At 66.6% G+C, this 17433-nt stretch carries 22 protein-coding genes; 18 read left to right on the top strand and 4 right to left on the bottom strand.

The window, feature by feature from the left end:
- Window positions 1-88: 88 nt before the first annotated feature.
- Window positions 89-976: a LysR family transcriptional regulator gene (locus tag KVF90_RS05025; RefSeq protein ID WP_264393758.1), complete on the top strand. Its 888-nt coding sequence runs from the start codon at window positions 89-91 to the stop codon at window positions 974-976.
- A gap of 59 nt (window positions 977-1035) precedes the next feature.
- Here the strand turns inward: KVF90_RS05025 and KVF90_RS05020 are convergent, their stop codons facing one another.
- Window positions 1036-1941: an SDR family oxidoreductase gene (locus tag KVF90_RS05020; RefSeq protein WP_264393757.1), complete on the bottom strand. Its 906-nt coding sequence runs from the start codon at window positions 1939-1941 to the stop codon at window positions 1036-1038.
- 98 nt (window positions 1942-2039) lie between these two features.
- Here KVF90_RS05020 and KVF90_RS05015 point away from each other — a divergent pair, with 98 nt between their 5' ends.
- Window positions 2040-2864 (top strand): helix-turn-helix transcriptional regulator, encoded by an 825-nt coding sequence (locus tag KVF90_RS05015; RefSeq protein ID WP_264393756.1) that lies wholly within the window; start codon window positions 2040-2042, stop codon window positions 2862-2864.
- 5 nt (window positions 2865-2869) lie between these two features.
- On the opposite strand, the gene KVF90_RS05010 is transcribed toward KVF90_RS05015, so the two are convergent.
- The 3 genes from KVF90_RS05010 to KVF90_RS05000 are packed head-to-tail and all read right to left on the bottom strand — an operon-like array spanning window position 2870 to window position 4368.
- Window positions 2870-3025, bottom strand: coding sequence for a hypothetical protein (locus tag KVF90_RS05010; protein WP_264393755.1), 156 nt, complete (start codon window positions 3023-3025; stop codon window positions 2870-2872).
- A gap of 19 nt (window positions 3026-3044) precedes the next feature.
- Window positions 3045-3632 (bottom strand): uridine kinase, encoded by a 588-nt coding sequence (locus tag KVF90_RS05005; RefSeq protein ID WP_264393754.1) that lies wholly within the window; start codon window positions 3630-3632, stop codon window positions 3045-3047.
- A gap of 19 nt (window positions 3633-3651) precedes the next feature.
- Window positions 3652-4368, bottom strand: a complete 717-nt coding sequence (locus tag KVF90_RS05000; protein WP_264393753.1) for a winged helix-turn-helix transcriptional regulator — start codon at window positions 4366-4368, stop codon at window positions 3652-3654.
- Window positions 4369-4448: 80 nt separating this feature from the next.
- Here KVF90_RS05000 and KVF90_RS04995 point away from each other — a divergent pair, with 80 nt between their 5' ends.
- The 16 genes from KVF90_RS04995 to KVF90_RS04920 all read left to right on the top strand — a co-directional run bounded on the left by KVF90_RS04995 (window position 4449) and on the right by KVF90_RS04920 (window position 17430).
- On the top strand, window positions 4449-4817 hold the full coding sequence (locus KVF90_RS04995) for a DUF1428 domain-containing protein (protein ID WP_264393752.1): 369 nt from the start codon (window positions 4449-4451) through the stop codon (window positions 4815-4817).
- A gap of 5 nt (window positions 4818-4822) precedes the next feature.
- On the top strand, window positions 4823-5620 hold the full coding sequence (locus KVF90_RS04990) for a VOC family protein (protein WP_264393751.1): 798 nt from the start codon (window positions 4823-4825) through the stop codon (window positions 5618-5620).
- Between the two features lie 11 nt (window positions 5621-5631).
- A complete protein-coding gene (locus KVF90_RS04985; protein ID WP_264393750.1) occupies window positions 5632-6108 on the top strand; it encodes a VOC family protein in 477 nt (158 codons plus the stop codon).
- Window positions 6109-6110: 2 nt separating this feature from the next.
- Entirely contained in the window at window positions 6111-6782 is a 672-nt protein-coding gene (locus KVF90_RS04980; protein ID WP_264393749.1) for a dihydrofolate reductase family protein, read from the top strand.
- Window positions 6783-7335: 553 nt separating this feature from the next.
- A complete protein-coding gene (locus tag KVF90_RS04975; protein ID WP_264393748.1) occupies window positions 7336-8310 on the top strand; it encodes an ArdC family protein in 975 nt (324 codons plus the stop codon).
- The gene (locus KVF90_RS04970; protein WP_264393747.1) at window positions 8307-8525 is read left to right on the top strand and encodes a hypothetical protein; all 219 of its coding nucleotides are present in this window, start codon (window positions 8307-8309) and stop codon (window positions 8523-8525) included. The genes KVF90_RS04975 and KVF90_RS04970 overlap by 4 nt, the downstream gene beginning before the upstream one ends.
- A 14-nt stretch (window positions 8526-8539) precedes the next feature.
- The gene (locus KVF90_RS04965; RefSeq protein ID WP_264393746.1) at window positions 8540-8941 is read left to right on the top strand and encodes a DUF2958 domain-containing protein; all 402 of its coding nucleotides are present in this window, start codon (window positions 8540-8542) and stop codon (window positions 8939-8941) included.
- Window positions 8942-9076: 135 nt separating this feature from the next.
- Window positions 9077-10915, top strand: a complete 1839-nt coding sequence (locus tag KVF90_RS04960) for a ParB/RepB/Spo0J family partition protein (protein WP_264393745.1) — start codon at window positions 9077-9079, stop codon at window positions 10913-10915.
- A gap of 549 nt (window positions 10916-11464) precedes the next feature.
- Window positions 11465-11788 carry a DUF736 domain-containing protein gene (locus KVF90_RS04955; RefSeq protein ID WP_264393744.1) on the top strand — a complete coding sequence of 108 codons (324 nt, stop codon included), beginning with the start codon at window positions 11465-11467 and terminating at the stop codon, window positions 11786-11788.
- A 215-nt stretch (window positions 11789-12003) separates the two neighbouring features.
- On the top strand, window positions 12004-12276 hold the full coding sequence (locus KVF90_RS04950; protein WP_264393743.1) for a helix-turn-helix transcriptional regulator: 273 nt from the start codon (window positions 12004-12006) through the stop codon (window positions 12274-12276).
- Window positions 12277-12288: 12 nt separating this feature from the next.
- A complete protein-coding gene (locus KVF90_RS04945; RefSeq protein ID WP_264393742.1) occupies window positions 12289-13170 on the top strand; it encodes a replication initiator protein A in 882 nt (293 codons plus the stop codon).
- A 176-nt stretch (window positions 13171-13346) separates the two neighbouring features.
- Window positions 13347-13853 (top strand): DUF2840 domain-containing protein, encoded by a 507-nt coding sequence (locus tag KVF90_RS04940; RefSeq protein WP_264393741.1) that lies wholly within the window; start codon window positions 13347-13349, stop codon window positions 13851-13853.
- The gene (locus KVF90_RS04935; RefSeq protein WP_264393740.1) at window positions 13850-14431 is read left to right on the top strand and encodes a S26 family signal peptidase; all 582 of its coding nucleotides are present in this window, start codon (window positions 13850-13852) and stop codon (window positions 14429-14431) included. The genes KVF90_RS04940 and KVF90_RS04935 overlap by 4 nt, the downstream gene beginning before the upstream one ends.
- Complete coding sequence (locus KVF90_RS04930; protein WP_264393739.1) at window positions 14428-14760, top strand: DUF736 domain-containing protein; 333 nt, start codon at window positions 14428-14430, stop codon at window positions 14758-14760. Before KVF90_RS04935 ends, KVF90_RS04930 begins: the two co-directional genes overlap by 4 nt.
- Before the next feature lie 4 nt (window positions 14761-14764).
- Window positions 14765-15433 (top strand): lytic transglycosylase domain-containing protein, encoded by a 669-nt coding sequence (locus KVF90_RS04925; protein WP_413677011.1) that lies wholly within the window; start codon window positions 14765-14767, stop codon window positions 15431-15433.
- Between the two features lie 239 nt (window positions 15434-15672).
- On the top strand, window positions 15673-17430 hold the full coding sequence (locus KVF90_RS04920; protein ID WP_264393738.1) for a relaxase/mobilization nuclease domain-containing protein: 1758 nt from the start codon (window positions 15673-15675) through the stop codon (window positions 17428-17430).
- Window positions 17431-17433: the final 3 nt, after the last annotated feature.

Here is a 17433-nt window from a genome sequence, read left to right as displayed (position 1 = left end):
TCCTTCTGTTCGAGGGAACCATTTAGTTATGGAAACAGCGTGATATCAGGTAGCAATCGCGGCATGGGTTGCTGAACGGAATTCATGAGTGGACAAGGACATCTGGGCCGGGCTCTCGGTGTTTTCCAGGATTGCTGAAGCCGGGAGCTTCGCAAAGGCAGCCGCGCGCCTCGGCGTATCGCCTTCAGCCCTGAGCCATGCCATGCGGACGCTGGAAACGCGGCTCGGCATCAGACTTCTCGATCGCACAACCCGCTCGGTCTCTCCGACCGCAGCGGGGGAGGCGCTGCTCGCCAGCCTGCTACCGGCACTGGACTCGGTTGCGCAGGCGCTGGATGCTTTGGACGCCGGACGTAACGAGCCTGCAGGCAGCATCCGGATCAATGCGCACCGTCCGGCCGCTGTCTATGTCGTCATGCCGCGTCTTTCGCGGCTCGCCGACATCGCTCCCGGTGTCAAAGTCGAGCTCGTCGTCAATGACGGCATGGTCGATATTGTCGCGGAGCGCTTCGACTGCGGGATACGCCACGAGGGCAAGCTCCAGCAGGACATGATTGCACTGCGGATCAGCGATCCCATGCCTCTCATATTCGTTGCCTCGTCGGCCTATATTGCATCGCACGGCGCTCCTGATGGCCCGGACGATCTCGACAGCCATCGCTGTGTCGTCTATCGTCACACGTCCTCTGGTGCAGTGCACCGCTGGGAGTTCGAGCAGGAAGGAAGGCGCGTCGAAAGATCGGTCGCGGGCGCATTTACGACCAATGATGTCGATCTCATGCGCGACGCGGTGCTCGCAGGTCTCGGAATAGGCTGCCTGCTACGCTCGCAGGCCGAGCCGTTTCTGCTGTCGGGCGAACTTGTCGAGGTGTTGCCGGGCCTGGCGCCCCCGCTTCCTGCCAATTATCTGTATTATCCCAGCAGACGGCAGCCGACGGCAGCGTTTCGCGCGTTCCTTGAGGTGATGCGTGAATGAGCACGGTTGGGAAGATGCCGCTTTAGCGAAAGGGATTGCAGCATCGCTTGCAGCGTCCGTCAGATTGCCGACCGCGCGGGCCCGTAATCCATGGCCTGCAGATCGGCTATCAGGCACGGACCCATCGGCGCCCAACCCAGCCTGGCCTTCGTCCAGCCGTTTGACGCTGCACCATTGCGGCCAATGAACATCGCCAGCCAGCCGAAATGGTCTTCGGCCTCTTCGGGTGACAGGGATACCAGCGGAACGTCGAGACCGGCGGCCACAGCTTCAGCGATGTTCCGGAAAGGAACGCCCGGCTCGCCCACCGCATGATAGGTCTCGCCGCAAGAGCCTCGCTCGAGCACTGCTGCAAACATCTTTGCGACATCGGTGACATGTGCCGCCGCCCAGCGGTCCGCGCCCGCACCGATGTAAGCGGCGAAGCCTGACGCGCGGGCGTGGTCGATGTAGAAGGTAATGAGACCCTGTCTGAGCGGATCATGCACCTGGGGAAGCCGGATAATCCGCACATCGACGCCTGAAGCGAGAACTGCCCTTGCAGCATTCTCGGTCGCCACCCGGGGAATGGGCGCGTTTGCGTTGAACACCGCCTCGAGCGCAGGCTCATCATCGCCCTGGTCACCAAGCACGGTTGCCGAGGTGATTATGAGAGGCCGGTCCGATCCCTCAAGTGCAGCGCCAAGCGCGGAGATCACGCGGTGGTCCTTCTCGCAGTTGGCCGCATAGTTGGCAAAATCATGGTCGAAGGCCGTGTGAATGACCGCGTCAGCCTGCGCTGCACCTTCTTGCAGGCTTCGGGCATCCTCAATGGTGCCGAAGTGCGGACGTGCACCGGCCCACTCAAGCTGATGCCTGCCGCTTTCGGAGCGCGTCAGACCCAGGACCTCATGCCCTGCGGCCAGAAGCACAGGAATGATGCGCGAGCCGACGAAACCGGTCGCACCTGTAAGAAATATACGCATCAGGAGCCTTTCACGATGGTTGCGAAGGCATCTTCGGCGTAAAGTGCACCCTATTAAAGTAGTGACGTTATCATGTTATAATTGCTGACAGGATCCCGATGCCCGAAAACAGCAGCACAGCCACTCCGCTCGGGGCTTTCCTCAGGGACCGACGCACAAGAATGGATCCGGCGTCCTTCGGCTTTGGCGGTCGGCGGCGCACGCCCGGCCTGCGCCGTGAAGAAGTGGCCCAGCGAGCCAATATCTCACCGACCTGGTACACCTGGCTCGAACAGGGGCGCGGCGGGGCGCCGTCCGCCGATGTGCTCGATCGTCTCGCCAACGGGCTGATGCTGACTGCACCCGAGCGCGAGCACCTGTTCCTGCTGGCACTGGGACGGCCGCCGGCGGTCAAGTATTCGCGGCCCGATCAAGTCACGCCGCGGTTGCAAAGGGTGCTTGATGCGCTGCCGAACAGCCCGGCGATCATCAAGACGGCCACCTGGGACGTCATTGCATGGAACGCAGCGGCGGCCCGGCTGCTCACCGATTACGGCAAACTCCCGCGCGAGGAGCGCAATGTCCTGCGTCTGATCTTCACAAATCCCGTCACGAGGGCAGCGCAGGATGACTGGTGGAATGTCGCAAGATATGTGGTCGGTGCCTTCCGGGCCGACGCCGCCCGCGCCGGGGCGGGCGCGGAAATCAATGCCCTCGTCGATGAACTGAGCCGCATCAGCCCCGAATTCGAAAGCCTGTGGCGCGAAAATGATGTTGCATCTCATGCTGATGGCATGAAGCGCCTGCGGCATCCGGAACACGGGCTGATCGAACTGGAGTTCTCGGTGTTTGCCGTGGAGGGGCGCCCCGACCTCGGGATGCTGGTCTATAATCCGGCGACACCTGAATCGGCACGCCGTGTGACAACACTGCTCGGCGCATAGGACGGTTAGGGCGAAGGCACTTCTGGCCTTGTTTCCGTGAAAGCGGTCGGTGCTCCTGGATTGGTCAGGCGCTTGGAGCGCCGCGCTGCGTTCGGGCGGCCCAGCACGGTTTTCAGCTCGTCCGCGCCCTGTTCCGGTCGCGGAAACAGTTCGTCCGCCATGATGACATAACCCCTGTCATCACCCGGGTACGATGATATCAAAGCCGTCAGGCGGCATGACGGCTTTGAAGTAATGATCTTCTGCCACATGCCACTGACGCTCCCACGGGCCGATATTGCCTTCGCGCGCCATGAGGCGTGCATGACGCTCGGCATCGGGAACGGTGACAAAGACCCGCAGATCGACCAGATCTGCCAGCTCCGGGCGGGCGGAATATGTGCCTTCGAGGATAATGACCGCCCGCGGCCCTAGGCGGATTGCCGCAGCACACTGGCTACCGTCGAATGCATCCCAGTCGAAAGGGTGCCATTGCGCTTCCCGCCCGGCACGCAGGGCTTGCAGGACCGGTCTTTGCCTTTTCCAGTCGATGCACACCGCCGCGCGCGAGGCCGGGCTGTCGGCCCGCAGCACGGTCCCGCCCGCGTAGAAATCGTCGCCTTCGATCACGGCCGCGTCAAGCGTGCTTGCGAGCGCTGCTGCCAGCGTCGATTTGCCGGAACCACTCCGCCCGTCAATCGCAACGACAAGGGGCCGTTCCGATTCCCTTGCGCGGCGCGCCAGCGTGTCTGCCAGCACAGCCTGTTCACTGATCCGCTCAAGCGTCATGCGCTCCGGCTCCCCCTCTTTAAGCCAGAGGTGGCGGAAGATGAAACAGTTCCGCAAAGCGCAAGGCGAGCGCACGATCACCTACGATGGAAAGCGCACCGTCTGCTTCCAGTTCCTCCCACGGCACCCCTGCGTAAATACCGGCAGCGATGATATCTGCAGAACCCGCACAGAAGACGGCTTCGGCCCCGTCGACGGAGGCGCGACGGATCGGCAGTTCGTTTCCTGCAGGCTCGGCAATGAATTCGTTGTCACCGATGGCAAAACCGATCCTGGCGGTTGTTCTGCTGCACGCATCCCGGTTGAGCATGGTTCGTAGCGATAGCATCAGCGACACGGCCGAGAGCGGCAGACGTGGATTGTGTGCGGTCGATTGGGCGGCCCAGCGGCCGAGTTCCTGGATCAGCGGCTCGGCGGCCTCACCCCAGGCCGTCAGACCATAGGATTGACCCTTGGCAGGCTCCGGCAGGGGCTGGCGGGCCACAACACCCGATGCTTCCAGCGCAGCCAGACGTTCGGTCAGGACCTTGGCTGAAATCCCGGGCAGGGCCGCGCGCAGGTCCGAAAAGCGGCGCGAACCGAGCATCAACTCGCGCACCACCAGCAGCGCCCAGCGCTCTCCCAGTATCTCCAGTGCGAAGGCAGTGCCGCAGGCATCGTCATACCACCGACCATGTCGGTTCGCACCCGAAGAAACACCACTGGTCGCATTTATGGTTTCTTTTAGTAACTTCATAGTTGACTAAAGTAACCTCTGGATTGACCTTGGGCAAGGGACGAGTCGCAGGCGATGGCTCGCGAGGAGGAGGACAAGCAATGTATATCGATGGTTTCGTCATACCCGTGCCCGCCGCCAACCGGCAGGCCTTCATCGACCATGCTCGCAATGCGGACAGCATGTTCATCGAAATGGGTGCGACCCGCGTGGTTGAATGCTGGGGCGACGACGTGCCCGATGGCAAGGTCACCGACTTCCGCCGCGCGGTCGATGCCCACGCCGATGAAGTGGTGGTGTTCAGCTGGGTCGAATGGCCCGACAAATCCACGCGAGACGCCGCGATGGCCAGGATGATGAGCGACGATTTCGATGACCCGCGCATGGATCAGGCCAAGAACCCGATGCCGTTCGATGGCAAACGCATGATCTACGGGGGTTTCGCCGCCCTGGTCGATCTGCCGGAGTAAGGCACATGGATCAGCAGCAACAAGCACCGGAGCACGGCGACTTCAACTGGTACGAGCTGATGACCCCTAATCCCGATGCCGCCCAAGGGTTTTATAGCCGGGTTCTCGGTTGGTCGTTCGGTCAGAGTGAGGCGATGGGCAGGGATTACCGCATGATCCATGCCGACGCGGGCCCTGTGGGAGGGGTGCTGACGCTGGACGCGGGGATGCAGCAGGGCGGCACAGCGCCAGGATGGGTCGGCTACGTCGTGGTTAACGATATTGGTGTGGCACAAAGCGTTGTGCGCGACGCGGGCGGGCAGATCATGATGGACGGGTTCGAAGTGGCTGGCGTCGGCTCCTGTGCGCTCGCGGTCGATCCTGAAGGCGTGCCCTTCTATTGCATTGAAGATCGCTCGGGCCATGTCAGCAACGCCTTTGCCAGGAATGCGCCCATCATCGGCAGCTGTGCCTGGAACGAATTGTCGGCAGGCGATCCCGACCGTCAGATTGCCTTCTACACCGGCCTGCTTGGCTGGCGGCAGGAGGGCGAGATGCCGATGGGTGAGCTGGGCGCCTATCGCTTCCTCCAGCATGGTGATTATGCTGTCGGCGCGGTCATGCCACGTTCGGATGCTTTCCCGTTCACTGGCTGGGTCTTCTACTTCCGCGTCGCTGACATCGATGCCGGAGCAGAGGCGGTGCGGGCCGGTGGCGGATCGCTGGTGCTGGAGCCTTCGGAGATTCCCGGCGGCGAATACGCACTCGTGGCGCGCGACCCGCAGGGCGCATTGTTCGGGCTGGTCGGCCAACGCGGCCAATAAGGGAGGACACGATGCACAAGAACACCATCTGTCTGTGGTATGACACCGAGGCCGAGGCGGCGGCGCATTTTTACGCCAGCATCTTTCCTGACAGCCACGTCAGCGCAGTCCACCGCGCGCCGGACGACTATCCGGGCGGGAAGGCGGGCGATGTCCTGACGGTTCAGTTTACCGTGTTGGGCGTGCCCTGCCTCGGGCTCAATGGAGGGCCTGCCTTTCCGCACACCGAGGCATTCAGCTTTCAGGTGATGACCGAAGATCAGGACGAAACCGACCGCTACTGGAACGCCATCATTGCCAATGGCGGCGCGCCGAGCGCCTGCGGTTGGTGCAAGGACCGCTGGGGCCTCAATTGGCAGATCACCCCGCGCACTCTCACTGAGGCATTGGCTGCCGGTGGCGGCGAGGCAGCACGCGCGTTTGCCGCGATGATGGAGATGACCAGGATCGACATCGCTGCCATCGATGCAGCGCGCGCGGGAGAGTAGTGATGCGCAAGATCCGCGGCGCCGCCTTCATCTCGCTTGATGGCGTGATCCAGGGCCCGGGCGGCGTGGGCGAGGACACCACCGGCGGCTTCGAAGCGGGCGGATGGGTGTTTCGCCTGTGGGACGACGCTGCGGGCGAGGAAGTCGATCGCCTGTTCGGGCACGATTACGACCTGCTGCTGGGCCGGCGCACCTACGACATTTTCGCCGCCTACTGGCCCTACGTCGAAGGCGAGGCCGCGGTGATGGGAGAAGCCTTCACTGCGGCCAATAAATACGTTCTGACGCGCGGGGATGCGCCGCTCGGTTGGGACAACAGCATTCGGCTCGGCGGAATCGCGGACGTGGCCGCGCTCAAACGGCAGGACGGTCCCGATCTCGTCATACAGGGCTCGAGCACGCTATATCCGCCACTGCTCGCGGCGGGGATGATTGACCAGCTGACGCTGATGATTTTCCCGGTGGTGCTGGGCAAGGGAAAGCGCCTGTTCGGCGAAGGGTCAGTGCCTAGCCTGCTCGAATTGGTCGCGTATCGCGCAAGTGCAAAGGGAACAATCATCGCAACCTACCAACAGCGCGGCGATCTGCCGCCGATGCCCGACTTCGCGCCCCCTGCCAGTACCAGTGAGCGCGAGGCCGAGCGGCAAAAGGCGATGAAAAGGGGAGAGTGGTAACGGAGCGGGGTTTGCGGAGCGGGGCTTGAAGACGCGCTCTGTCCCGCAGGTCCTTCGTCCCTGCTCCTGAGGGCGCGGCGTTGCCTGTTTCGGGCCCCGCGCGCACGCCGCCTCCGGCCGGAATGAGCGAGGGCCCGGCCTGCCCGGCGACAGGGTCCCGCCGGAGCGTCCGATCCCGGTCATGATGCGTTGCCTGCCTGCGGTCGGAGTGCGCGTTGTTTGCTGGCGCAGCTCGCTGGTCGCTCGCCTCGCATTACGCAATGTGGGGGCTGCGGACGGCGCGCATGCGCGCCGGCGTTGCCAGTGGCGGCCCGCGGAAGCGGCGGGATGAGCGGCGCGCCCGTCTGGGCACGGTCCGGCCAGCCGCAACCCGGCCTCTGCGAGGACCGGGTCCTCCATTTGCATTGCGGTCCTCGATGCATGGGCTGCCGATCCAGCCATTGGCGGCATGCGGATGCGGCTGTCCCGGCCCGCACCCTCCTGGTCGCTGTCACCGCCCACCCCGCCCCTTCCGAGGGCCGGTTTGTGGGGATTTGGGCAGTGCGGGAGACGGATGATGGCGCGTGGGAATGGCAAGGGCAGTGCGGGTGGCAGGCATGGGAGGGCGGCGCGCGGCGCCGCTGGCGCGCAGGACGCGCGCGGGTCGCTCTATGACGCGGTGACCGCAAGCATTATCGCGCAGCTTGAGGAAGGCGTGTTCCCGTGGGTCAGGCCGTGGAGCAAGGCGGCTGCCGCGCCCGGACTGCCGCGCAATGCCGTGACGGGACGGGCCTATTCTGGGATCAATGTCCTGATCCTGTGGGGCGCGGTAATCGAGGGCGGCTATCCCTCGCAGGACTGGTTGACCTTCCGGCAGGCGCTGGCCGCAGGCGGCGCGGTGCGCAAGGGCGAGCGCGGGCGGACCGTGTTCTATGCCGACCGCTTTGTGCCGAAGGCGGAACGCGAGGGCAGCGACAGCGGCGAGCGCGGCGAGGAGGCGCGCGCGATTGCCTTTCTCAAGCGCTTCACCGTGTTCAATGTCGCGCAGTGCGAGGGCCTGCCCGAAGGGATGGTCACCGCGCCCATGCCGCTGCCCGCGCGCGAATTGCATGACAACGCCGAGGCGCTGATCGCGGCCACGGGCGCGGATTTCCGGATCGGCGGGGCCGAGGCCTTCTATTCGCCTTGCGGCGATTATGTGCAGGTTCCCCCCCAACCCGCATTCCATCACCAGATCGACTACTACCGGACCGCGCTCCACGAGCTCGGCCACTGGACCGGTCACGGCGCGCGGCTGGGCCGCGACCAGACCGGGCGGTTCGGATCGGCCGCCTATGCGCGCGAGGAACTGGTCGCCGAACTGGCCGCTGCCTTCCTGTGCGCCGCGCTTGGCGTCGAGCCGACCGTGCGCCATGCCGACTACCTTGGCAGCTGGCTGGCGGTGCTGCGCGCCGATAATCGCGCGATCTTTCGCGCTGCCAGTCAGGCGAGCAAGGCCGCCGAGTTCCTGCTGCAGTTCCAGACCATCGGGCAGGAGCAGGCAGCATGAGCGCCGCGCCCGAACCTGCCAGCGATGGCGAGGGTTTCGCGGTCGAGGCGACCGAGGCCGGGCTGCAGACGCTGGTGCCCGGCGTGGTGCCGGTCACGCTCGGCGACCGGCTCGCCGTCCTCGCCGCCGCACCACTGGTCGCAACAAAGCGCCAGCGCCCTGCCGATCACGGGCTGTTCGATACCAACGCCCGCAACCAGCTCGAGATGTTCTGAAGGAGGCCCACGTCATGGAATTGCTGACCTTGACCCTGCGCCAGCGCTTGCTGGCCAATGGCGCAAACCGGGGCGACCATGTGCCGGTCGTCAAACTCTTCAATCCGCTCGGCGCGGCGACCTGGCTGATTTCCGAATGCGATGGCGACGGCGACACGCTGTTCGGCCTCGCCGATCTCGGCTTCGGCTGTCCGGAACTGGGCTGCGTCAGCTGGGCCGAAATCGCGGCGGTCCGCTTGCCGCTCGGCTTGCGTCTCGCGCGCGACCTGAACTTCGCCGCGCGCCATCCGCTCTCAGTCTATGCCGCCGCCGCGCGCGCGCAGGGCCACATCACCGAACGCCCCCACCATCTGGTCCGCGCCGCTGCTGATTTGGCGCGCGCGCGCGGATCGGGGCGCAGCCGTTCACCGCCGTAGCCCCACACGGCGGATGAACCCCGCGCGCAAGTTGCCCGCGCGCGGCAACCGGCCCCGCCCTGCTGCGTCCCCGCCGTCCCGCGAACGGCAGGCGCGGGGCCACCCTTTTTCTGAGACGTTCGAAGGAGAATTCCCATGCAGATCGATCATATTCCGCTCGGCCAGCTGTCGGTTGCGGCCATTAACATGCGGCGTGGGCGCAAGGTCCCCGATGTCAGCGATATCCTGCCTTCGGTGAAGGCGCGCGGCGTGCTTGCGCCGCTGTTTGTCAGACCGAGCGGTGCCCCCGACCATTTCGAGATCCTCGCGGGCAAGCGTCGCTATTTCGCCAGCCTTGAAGCCGCGCGCGAGGCGGGCGAGGAGCGCAGCCTGCCCTGCATCGTCGTCGGCGCGGACGACGACGCCGAGGCGCTGGAAATCTCGATGATCGAGAACCTGCTGCGCGAGGACCCCGACGAGGTCACCCAATGGGAAAGCTTCACCCGCCTCGCAAGGGAAGGGCGCAGCATCGCGGATATCGCCGCGACCTTTGCGCTCACCGAATTGAAGGTGAAGCGCATCCTCGCGCTAGGCAATCTCCTGCCCCGCATCCGCGAGGCCTATCGCAGCGAAGCGATCGATGCCGCGACCGTGCGCCATCTGACCCTGGCCAGCAAGGCGCAGCAGACAGCATGGCTGGCGCTGTTCGAGGATGCCGAAGCCCATGCACCGCGCGGCAGCCAGTTGAAGGCATGGCTGTTCGGCGGCGCGTCGATTGCGACTTCGGTCGCGCTGTTCGACCTGGAAACCTATGCGGGCCAGATCGTCACCGACCTGTTCGGCGAGGAAGGCTGGTTTGCCGATGCCGATGCCTTCTGGGCCGCGCAGCAGGCGGCGGTCGAAGCGCGCAAGGCCGAATACCTTGCGGCAGGCTGGGCCGATGTAGTGATCGTGCCTGTCACGGGCCATTTCGCCAGCTGGGAATATGAGTGCGCGGGCAAGCGCAAGGGCGGGAAGGTCTATATCCAGCTGCGCCGCGACGGCGAGGTGGTGTTCCATGAAGGCTACATATCACGGCGCGAGGTCGAGGCAGCCGCGCGCCGCGCGCGCGGTGAGGACGAAAGCGCCAAGCCCGCGCGGCCCGAAATGACCGCGACGCTGGCAAGCTATGCAGACTTGCACCGCCAAGCGGCGGTAGGCGCGCAGCTTGCCAGCACGCCCGCGCTGGCATTGCGGGTGATGGTCGCGCATGCGATCGCCGGATCGCCGCTGTGGAGCGTGCGCCCCGCCGATACCGCAAGCCGCAATGCGGCTATCGCGGCCAGCCTTGCGGCTGCGCCTGCAACCCGTGCATTGGCAGAGCAGCGCCGCGCGGTGCTTCGCCTGCTCGGGATGGACGAGGCGCGGGTGGGCCTGTGTCAGGACCGTTACGGCTCCGATCTGGTGCCGGTGCTACACCGCCTGATCGCGCTGTCCGATGCCGAGGTCATGCAGGTGCTGGTGCTGGTCATGGCCGAGACGCTCGCCATCGGCAGCGAGGCTGTCGAATATCTGGGCGAGCATTGCGGCATTGACATGGCCGACCACTGGCAGGCCGACGAAGCCTTCCTCGGCCTGCTGCGTGACAGGGAGGTGATGCTCGCCATCCTCGCCGAAACCGGCGGGGCGGCGGTTGCCAGCGCCAATGCGGGCGAGAAGGGCGCGACCCTCAAGGGCCTGATTGCCGATCATCTGACCGGCGCAAATGACCGGCCAAAATGCGTGCGCTGGGTGCCGCGCTGGATGGCCTTCCCGCCGTCGGCCTATACCGGGCGGGACGGCGTGCCAATGGTCGCGGCCGCGCGGCGGGCGCAATGGATGATCACGGACGAGCAGGCGGAGACTGAAAAGAACGAAGCGCTCGCCAGTGATACAGCGACGCATGATGACGCTCCGGCAGACGAGGCCCAGCCCGCCTCTCCCGATAGTCCGCAGGGCGCGGCGCTGGCTGCCTGAGCCTGCAGCGCTGCCTTGCGATGGGCGGGGCTTTGCCCCCCGCCCGTCCCGCGACGCGGGCTGATACGGGCACACAGTGCGGGGCTTCCTCGCTCGCAAGTGAACCTTGCCGCACCGCCCCGCGCGACCGGATCGACCGGCAACCAACGCATCCCTGGGCTGCCCCCCCTTTCGCGGTTCGGCCCAGCCTGCTTTGCACGCGAGGCATGGTCTGGACGCGCCCCGTGCGCCTGCCGATGCGGATGCTGCCTGACAGTTGGCCAAAGTTCGCTGTCCCCCCGTTCCTGCCCCACCGGCTGCCTCTTCCATGGCCTGTCTGGCGGCGAACGGGCTTCGCCCTTGCGCGGCCCTCGGCGCAACGGCGCGGCAGCGGCTATTTTCCGCCGATCGCTGGCGCGCTCTTTGCATCGCGAGGCAAAATAGCCGCCGCCGCTGCCGTCCTCCGCTTCGCTGCGGTCCCTGTCGGGATGCGCCGTCCGCACACAGCCGCCTGCACAGGGCCATCGAGGCTGCGATGGGCGCAGGCTCGAAAGGACAAGGAACAGTACAATGGCCAATATCGGCAACTTCACCCGCACCACCACCGGCTTCAAGGGCGAGATCGTCACCATGAGCGTGCAGCAGAAGAATGTGCGCATCACCGCCGAAACCGAGCAGGCAAGCGAGAACGCGCCCTCGCACCGGGTCTTCGCCGGCCGCGCCGAGATCGGCGCTGCCTGGAGCAAGCAGAGCCAGGAAGGCCGCGACTACCTCTCAGTCAAGCTCGACGATCCGAGCTTCCCGGGCCCGATCTACGCCAACCTCTTCGCCGAGGATGACGGCGAGACCTACAGCCTGGTGTGGACCCGCGCCCGCAAGGCCACCGGCGAATAAGGCCGCCGATCGTGCCCCGCCCGGCCATGCCGGGCGGGGCTTTCTGTGCGAACGCAAGCCGCGCGAAGGGCTGCGCCATCATCGCTTGCACTCCCGGACGGGCGACAAAAGCTGACGGCAATTCTGTCGCTCCCCCCGCCCCCGAGCAATCCGCCATCCCTCTCCGCAGCAAGCGGTCCCGCGCCGCCGTCATCACCAGCTTGCGGAGATTGTCCATGACCGCCGTTCCCGCTCCGATCCGCCCGCGCTATCTGCGCACGCCCGATGCAGCGGTGCATCTCGGGCTCTCGCCGCGCACGCTGGAAAAGCACCGCTGCTATGGCACCGGTCCGGCCTATCACAAGCTTGGCGGGCGGATCGTTTACCAGGTCGAGGACCTCGACAGCTGGGCCGCGCAGGGCCTGCGCCGGTCGACCAGCGATCCGGGCAAGGGCGTGGTCCACCCGGCCAAACGGATCGACGGCTACACCGCCCCGGTCCGGCGCTGAGGGGCAAGGCCGATGCAGCGCCGCGCCGCCTTCGATCAAGCCTCCTTGCAGCTGGATCTGTTCGTCGGTGCCGGCGGCGCAATCGCCGCGCGCGACGCACAGGACCTGATGGCCTGGCCCTTCTTCAGCTTGGCCAAGCGCAAGCGCGTCAAGCCCATCGACTTCCGCATGGGCGAGGTCGCGATCCTCGTCGAAGCCACCGCCGAACACGGCATGGCCACCATCTGGGACGCCGATGTGCTGATCTGGATTGCCAGCCAGATCGTCGAGGCGCGCGACGCCGGGCGCCCGACCTCGCGGCTGATCGCCGCCACGCCGCACGAGATCATGCGCTTCACCCGCCGCGGCACCGGCAAGGTGGGTTACGAACGGCTGAAGGCCGCGCTTGACCGGCTGCAATCGACCAGCATCGCCACCTCGATCCGTCAGGCGAGCGCGCGGCGGCGGCATCGCTTCTCGTGGATCAACGAGTGGCGCGAACGCATCGATGGCAGGGGCCGCGCGACCGGGATCGAGATGATCATCCCCGACTGGTTCTACGAAGGCGTGCTCGACCGCGCGCTCGTGCTGACCATCGACCCGGCCTATTTCCGGCTGACCGGCGGTCTCGAGCGCTGGCTCTACCGCATCGTGCGCAAGCATGGCGGACGCCAGAAGAACGGATGGAGCTTCGATATCGAGCACCTCTGGCTGAAATCCGGATCGCTCTCGCCGTGCAAGCGCTTCGCTTTCGAGATCCGCGATATCGTCCGGCGGCAATCGCTGCCCGGCTACACGCTGGCCCTGGATCGCCCGCTCGGCCGCGAGAGGCTCAATTTCGTGGCGATCCCGGTCGATCCCTTCACGGCCGCCATGCGCCGGATCGGCATGCGCCCTGTGGAGAAGTCGGTGTGATGTTCGGTCTATCGGGAACCCGTTCGCTCGGTCCATCAGGAACCGGAACTTCGGTCCATCGGGAACCGGAATCGCCCGCAAGTCGTGAGAATCGCTGCGCTTTGTGGCCGCTTAACCATCCTAACCCGGAATCCTCCGGATTCCTGCTAACGCCAGCGAGCCTGTCGGCAGCCGCAATGCGGACGCCGCCGGCGACGCCGCGGTGCGCCAGTGACGGTGATCCGCCGCTGACCCACGTCACGCTTGTCTGGCGCGGGGGTATTCGCGAGGACTGGCTGCGGTTCGGCAAGCCGGTCGCCGAGCGCATCATTGATCGCCGCACCCGTATCGAGAGCTATGCGCCGGGTCAGGTGTTCGCCCTCGTGCGCTGGGCTTCCAATGATTTTGGCACCCGGCGGTCGCTCTTCGCAATCATGCGCGCGGTGGGTCCCGGCGAGGCGTACAGCACGCTGCCGAGAGTCGATCCGGGCGGCGAGATCCTGCTGTCGGTCCGCAGCTGGCCGAAGGTGCGCGCCGTCTTCAGCCTGATCGACGCGATCGAACAGGCCGGTTTCGACCCGTGCGACATTGCGCCTGATCACTGGCGGCACATGCACAACCGGCTGTCGGTCGGCATGCCCCCGCGCCCCTATGACCGGCACCGGCACAGGGCCTGGTGTCTGCGCAGGCGGCTGTCATCATGAAGCGGCGCACGATCCTCATCGCTGGCACCGTCGCCGCAGCCGCCCTGCTCAGCGCCGCGCTGCCCATGTCGCGCGTGCTGGTCTGGAACGCGACGGCGAGCGTGCCGACCGGCCTCTATCACATTCGCGGGACAGCGGGGCTGCATGTCGGCGAGCGGGTCGCCATCGATCCGCCGCCGCGCCTGCGCCAGATCCTCGCGGCGCGCGGCTATCTGCCGGGCGGAGTGCCCCTGCTCAAGGAGGTTGCCGCGCTCACTGGCGACAGGGTCTGCCGCACGGGCCTTCTGGTCACCATCAACGACAAGCCGGCAGGAAAGGCGCGCGCGCGCGACAGCCGCGGGCGTCCACTGCCCGCATGGCAGGGCTGCCACCGCATCGCGGCCGATGAGCTCTTCGTCATGAGCCGGCGCGCGCCCGGCAGTTTCGACGGGCGCTATTTCGGACCCATAGCCCGTGCGCAGCTGATCGGCCGCGCGAGCCCGGTCTGGACCGATGAAGCCGGTGACGGCGTGCACGTCTGGTTCGCGCGCCCGACATTCCTTCCACCAGCCATCAACCAAGAGGAGTCAAAACCATGACCTGTATCGGCACCTTCACCGCCACCCGCGACGGCTTTGCGGGGCGTTTGCAGACATTGACCATCGACCGCGCCCTGACCCTTGTTACGGCTGAAGCGGGCGATGCCGGGAATGCGCCCGACTACCGCGTTCTGGCCGGCGAAGGCGAGGACAGCTTCGAAGTGGGGGCAGGCTGGAAACGCACGGGCGACAAGGCGGGCGCCTATGTCGCTGTGCTGATCGACGATCCGGCGCTCGGGCAGCCGCTGCGCGCCAACCTGTTCCAGTCCGACCAGCGCACGCATGTGCTGATGTGGTCGCGCAGTGCGCGCCGCGAAGCAAAGGACTGACGCCGTGCCCTCGCTTCGCCTCGCGATCGCGCGCGGCTGCGCTCTGGCCGTTGGATGGTCCGGCACGGCCCGCGCGCAGCTGGTCGGCGAAGTTCGGGCATCTGCGCGCATCGCCATCGCCGCGCACGTGCGCGAAGCTGCGCAGCGCTTTGCCCTTCCGGAAGCCTGGATCTATGCGGTCATCCGTGTCGAAAGCGCAGGCCGCACGCGCGCGGTCTCGTCCGCGGGCGCCATGGGTCTGATGCAGCTGATGCCCGGGACCTGGGCCCGGCAGCGCGCGCGCTTCGCGCTCGGCCGCGACCCCTTCGATCCGCGCGACAACATCATGGCGGGCACATCCTACCTGCGCGAAATGTACGACCGCTATGGCGCGGCGGGCTTCCTCGCTGCCTATAACGCGGGGCCCGGACGCTACGAGGAATGGCGCGACAAAGGGCGTCCCCTTCCGCTCGAAACCCGCCGTTATGTCGCTTCGCTTGCCGCGCTGCTGCAGCGGGACAGCGTCCCGGTTGCAGCAGCAATGCAGCCCGCCAACAGCGCGCCGCCGCGCGCGGGACACGAGCGGCAGGGTGACAGCGATGGCGACGCCGCGGCTCCGGCGAACCCCTTTGCCCGGCCTGCCCTGCCCCGCCATGATCTGTTCGCCCCCGTGACCGCCAGGAGGGACGAGTGACGCCTTGGCCGATGCATGCCCTTTCCCCCTGCCCTTTGGGCAAAGCACCGGGAGGCTGGAAACGGGTGAGCAAGCAACGAGAGGGGGATGGCAAGATAAAAGCACCGCCGCCGCGCGGGGTGCAGGTGGCTGGATTTGTTGACAAAATTGCGCCGTCTCCGGCAACCCGCCGCCAGCGCTTCTGTGAAAATGCACAGAAAATTCAGCGGAATATGCGCTGGCGGCAGCGCTGCTGACCCGTGGCCGACGACGAATTCACGATTCGACCCGGACGCGTCGGCGATCGGGGCGGTCAAGGCTACAACAAGGCCACAAGCCTCGTCGGACGCGTCCAGCAGATTGCCCGGCGCGGCGGTCGTCTGCGAACTGCCGGCCTGCCCGGTGCGCGGCGCGGGACCAGCCCTCTGGGCCGCGGCGGGCGCGCGGCACTGAGCCGGGGGCAAGCGCGCTTCAGCCGCCGGGTGATCGTCAAGGCCCGCATCGTCCGCCATCGCGGCACCCGCTTTCGCTCGGCCCCGCTGGCGCGGCACATCGCCTATCTCGAACGCGACGGCGTGACCCGCGACGGCAGCGATGGCACGATGTTCGATGCGCGCGGCGAGCGCGCCGACACCGAGCGCTTCGCAGCGCGCTGCGAGAGTGACCGGCACCATTTCCGCTTCATGGTCTCGCCCGAGGACGCCGCGGAGCTCTCCGATATCAGGACCTTAACCCGCGAGCTGATGGACGACATGGCGCGCGACTGCGGCACCACCCTCGACTGGGTCGCGATCGATCACTGGAACACGGCCAATCCCCATGTCCACATCCTCGTGCGCGGCGTTGCCGATGACGGAAGCGACCTGGTAATCGATCGCGGCTACATCACCCAGGGTCTGCGGGACCGCGCGCAGGAGCGCGTCACGCTTGAGCTCGGGCCGCGCAGCGAGCGCGACATCGCTGCCGCATTGCGCCGCGAGATCGGCGCTGAACGGTGGACCGGGCTGGACCGGCAGCTGCAGCGCGCTGGCGGGCCCGAAGGCCTGCTGGATCTGCGGCCCGATACAGCAGCAGGGAATGCGCGCGAACGGCGCTTCCTCATCGCCCGCGCTGAAATGCTCGAACGGATGGGGCTCGCCGAACGGGCCGGTCCGGCGATGTGGCGCCTCTTGCCGCGCCTCGAGCCGACCTTGCGCGAACTCGGCGAGCGCGGTGACATCATCAAGACCATCGACCGTGCCATGGCGGGGCAGGATCGCGTCCTCGCTCCCGAGCGTCTGGTAATGGACCCGCTGCAAGCCGGGGCGCTTGCGGATACCGCCATCGAGGGCCGGCTCATCGCCCGCGGTCTTCACGACGAGCTCACCGGCGAGGCCTATGCCATCCTTGATGCGACGGATGGACGCGCGCATTATCTGCGCTTCCCCGACATCGAACGCACCGGCGATGCGGCGCCCGGCGCGATTGTCGCGCTCAGCCGCTGGACCGACCGGAACGGACGCGCCCAGGCGGGTCTGCTGGTCCGCTCCGACCTTCCGCTCGAGCAGCAGATCGGGGCCCGCGGGGCAACCTGGCTGGACCGCCGGATGCTGTCTTCCTCGCACGCGGTGCAGAGTGTCGGCTTTGGCGCAGAAATTGAAGGCGCGATGCGCGGACGCACCGAATGGCTGGTGGAGCAGGGCCTGGCCACCCGGCAGGGCCAAAGGGTGGTGTTCGGCCGCAATCTGCTCGAGCGCCTGCGCGCCGACGAGATCGCGCAGGCCACACAGGCGATCGCCGGACGGCTCGGAACCGAGGCCCGACCGGCAGCAGAAGGCGGGACCGTCGCGGGCATCTATCGCGAGCGCGTCGCGCTCGCCTCGGGTCGGTTCGCGGTGATCGAGGAGGGGCGCGGCTTCCAGCTGGTGCCATGGCGCCAGGACCTCGACCACCATCTGGGCGAGGCGGTCAGTGGCCGGATCAACGCACGCGGCGGCATCGACTGGAGCTTCGGTCGCAAGCGCGGACCCGCGCTATGAGCC

Source organism: Porphyrobacter sp. ULC335 (genome assembly GCF_025917005.1).
Lineage (GTDB): Bacteria > Pseudomonadota > Alphaproteobacteria > Sphingomonadales > Sphingomonadaceae > Erythrobacter.
This window is presented reverse-complemented; position numbering and strand designations above follow the sequence as displayed.

Bases quoted from the DNA above. Each gene is read 5' to 3' on its own strand.
- KVF90_RS05020 (WP_264393757.1), bottom strand. From the start codon at position 1,941: ATGCGTATATTTCTTACAGGTGCGACCGGTTTCGTCGGCTCGCGCATC.
- KVF90_RS05015 (WP_264393756.1), top strand. From the start codon at position 2,040: ATGCCCGAAAACAGCAGCACAGCCACTCCGCTCGGGGCTTTCCTCAGG.
- KVF90_RS05010 (WP_264393755.1), bottom strand. From the start codon at position 3,025: ATGGCGGACGAACTGTTTCCGCGACCGGAACAGGGCGCGGACGAGCTG.
- KVF90_RS05005 (WP_264393754.1), bottom strand. From the start codon at position 3,632: ATGACGCTTGAGCGGATCAGTGAACAGGCTGTGCTGGCAGACACGCTG.
- KVF90_RS05000 (WP_264393753.1), bottom strand. From the start codon at position 4,368: ATGAAGTTACTAAAAGAAACCATAAATGCGACCAGTGGTGTTTCTTCG.
- KVF90_RS04995 (WP_264393752.1), top strand. From the start codon at position 4,449: ATGTATATCGATGGTTTCGTCATACCCGTGCCCGCCGCCAACCGGCAG.
- KVF90_RS04990 (WP_264393751.1), top strand. From the start codon at position 4,823: ATGGATCAGCAGCAACAAGCACCGGAGCACGGCGACTTCAACTGGTAC.
- KVF90_RS04985 (WP_264393750.1), top strand. From the start codon at position 5,632: ATGCACAAGAACACCATCTGTCTGTGGTATGACACCGAGGCCGAGGCG.
- KVF90_RS04980 (WP_264393749.1), top strand. From the start codon at position 6,111: ATGCGCAAGATCCGCGGCGCCGCCTTCATCTCGCTTGATGGCGTGATC.
- KVF90_RS04975 (WP_264393748.1), top strand. From the start codon at position 7,336: ATGATGGCGCGTGGGAATGGCAAGGGCAGTGCGGGTGGCAGGCATGGG.
- KVF90_RS04970 (WP_264393747.1), top strand. From the start codon at position 8,307: ATGAGCGCCGCGCCCGAACCTGCCAGCGATGGCGAGGGTTTCGCGGTC.
- KVF90_RS04965 (WP_264393746.1), top strand. From the start codon at position 8,540: ATGGAATTGCTGACCTTGACCCTGCGCCAGCGCTTGCTGGCCAATGGC.
- KVF90_RS04960 (WP_264393745.1), top strand. From the start codon at position 9,077: ATGCAGATCGATCATATTCCGCTCGGCCAGCTGTCGGTTGCGGCCATT.
- KVF90_RS04955 (WP_264393744.1), top strand. From the start codon at position 11,465: ATGGCCAATATCGGCAACTTCACCCGCACCACCACCGGCTTCAAGGGC.
- KVF90_RS04950 (WP_264393743.1), top strand. From the start codon at position 12,004: ATGACCGCCGTTCCCGCTCCGATCCGCCCGCGCTATCTGCGCACGCCC.
- KVF90_RS04945 (WP_264393742.1), top strand. From the start codon at position 12,289: ATGCAGCGCCGCGCCGCCTTCGATCAAGCCTCCTTGCAGCTGGATCTG.
- KVF90_RS04940 (WP_264393741.1), top strand. From the start codon at position 13,347: ATGCGGACGCCGCCGGCGACGCCGCGGTGCGCCAGTGACGGTGATCCG.
- KVF90_RS04935 (WP_264393740.1), top strand. From the start codon at position 13,850: ATGAAGCGGCGCACGATCCTCATCGCTGGCACCGTCGCCGCAGCCGCC.
- KVF90_RS04930 (WP_264393739.1), top strand. From the start codon at position 14,428: ATGACCTGTATCGGCACCTTCACCGCCACCCGCGACGGCTTTGCGGGG.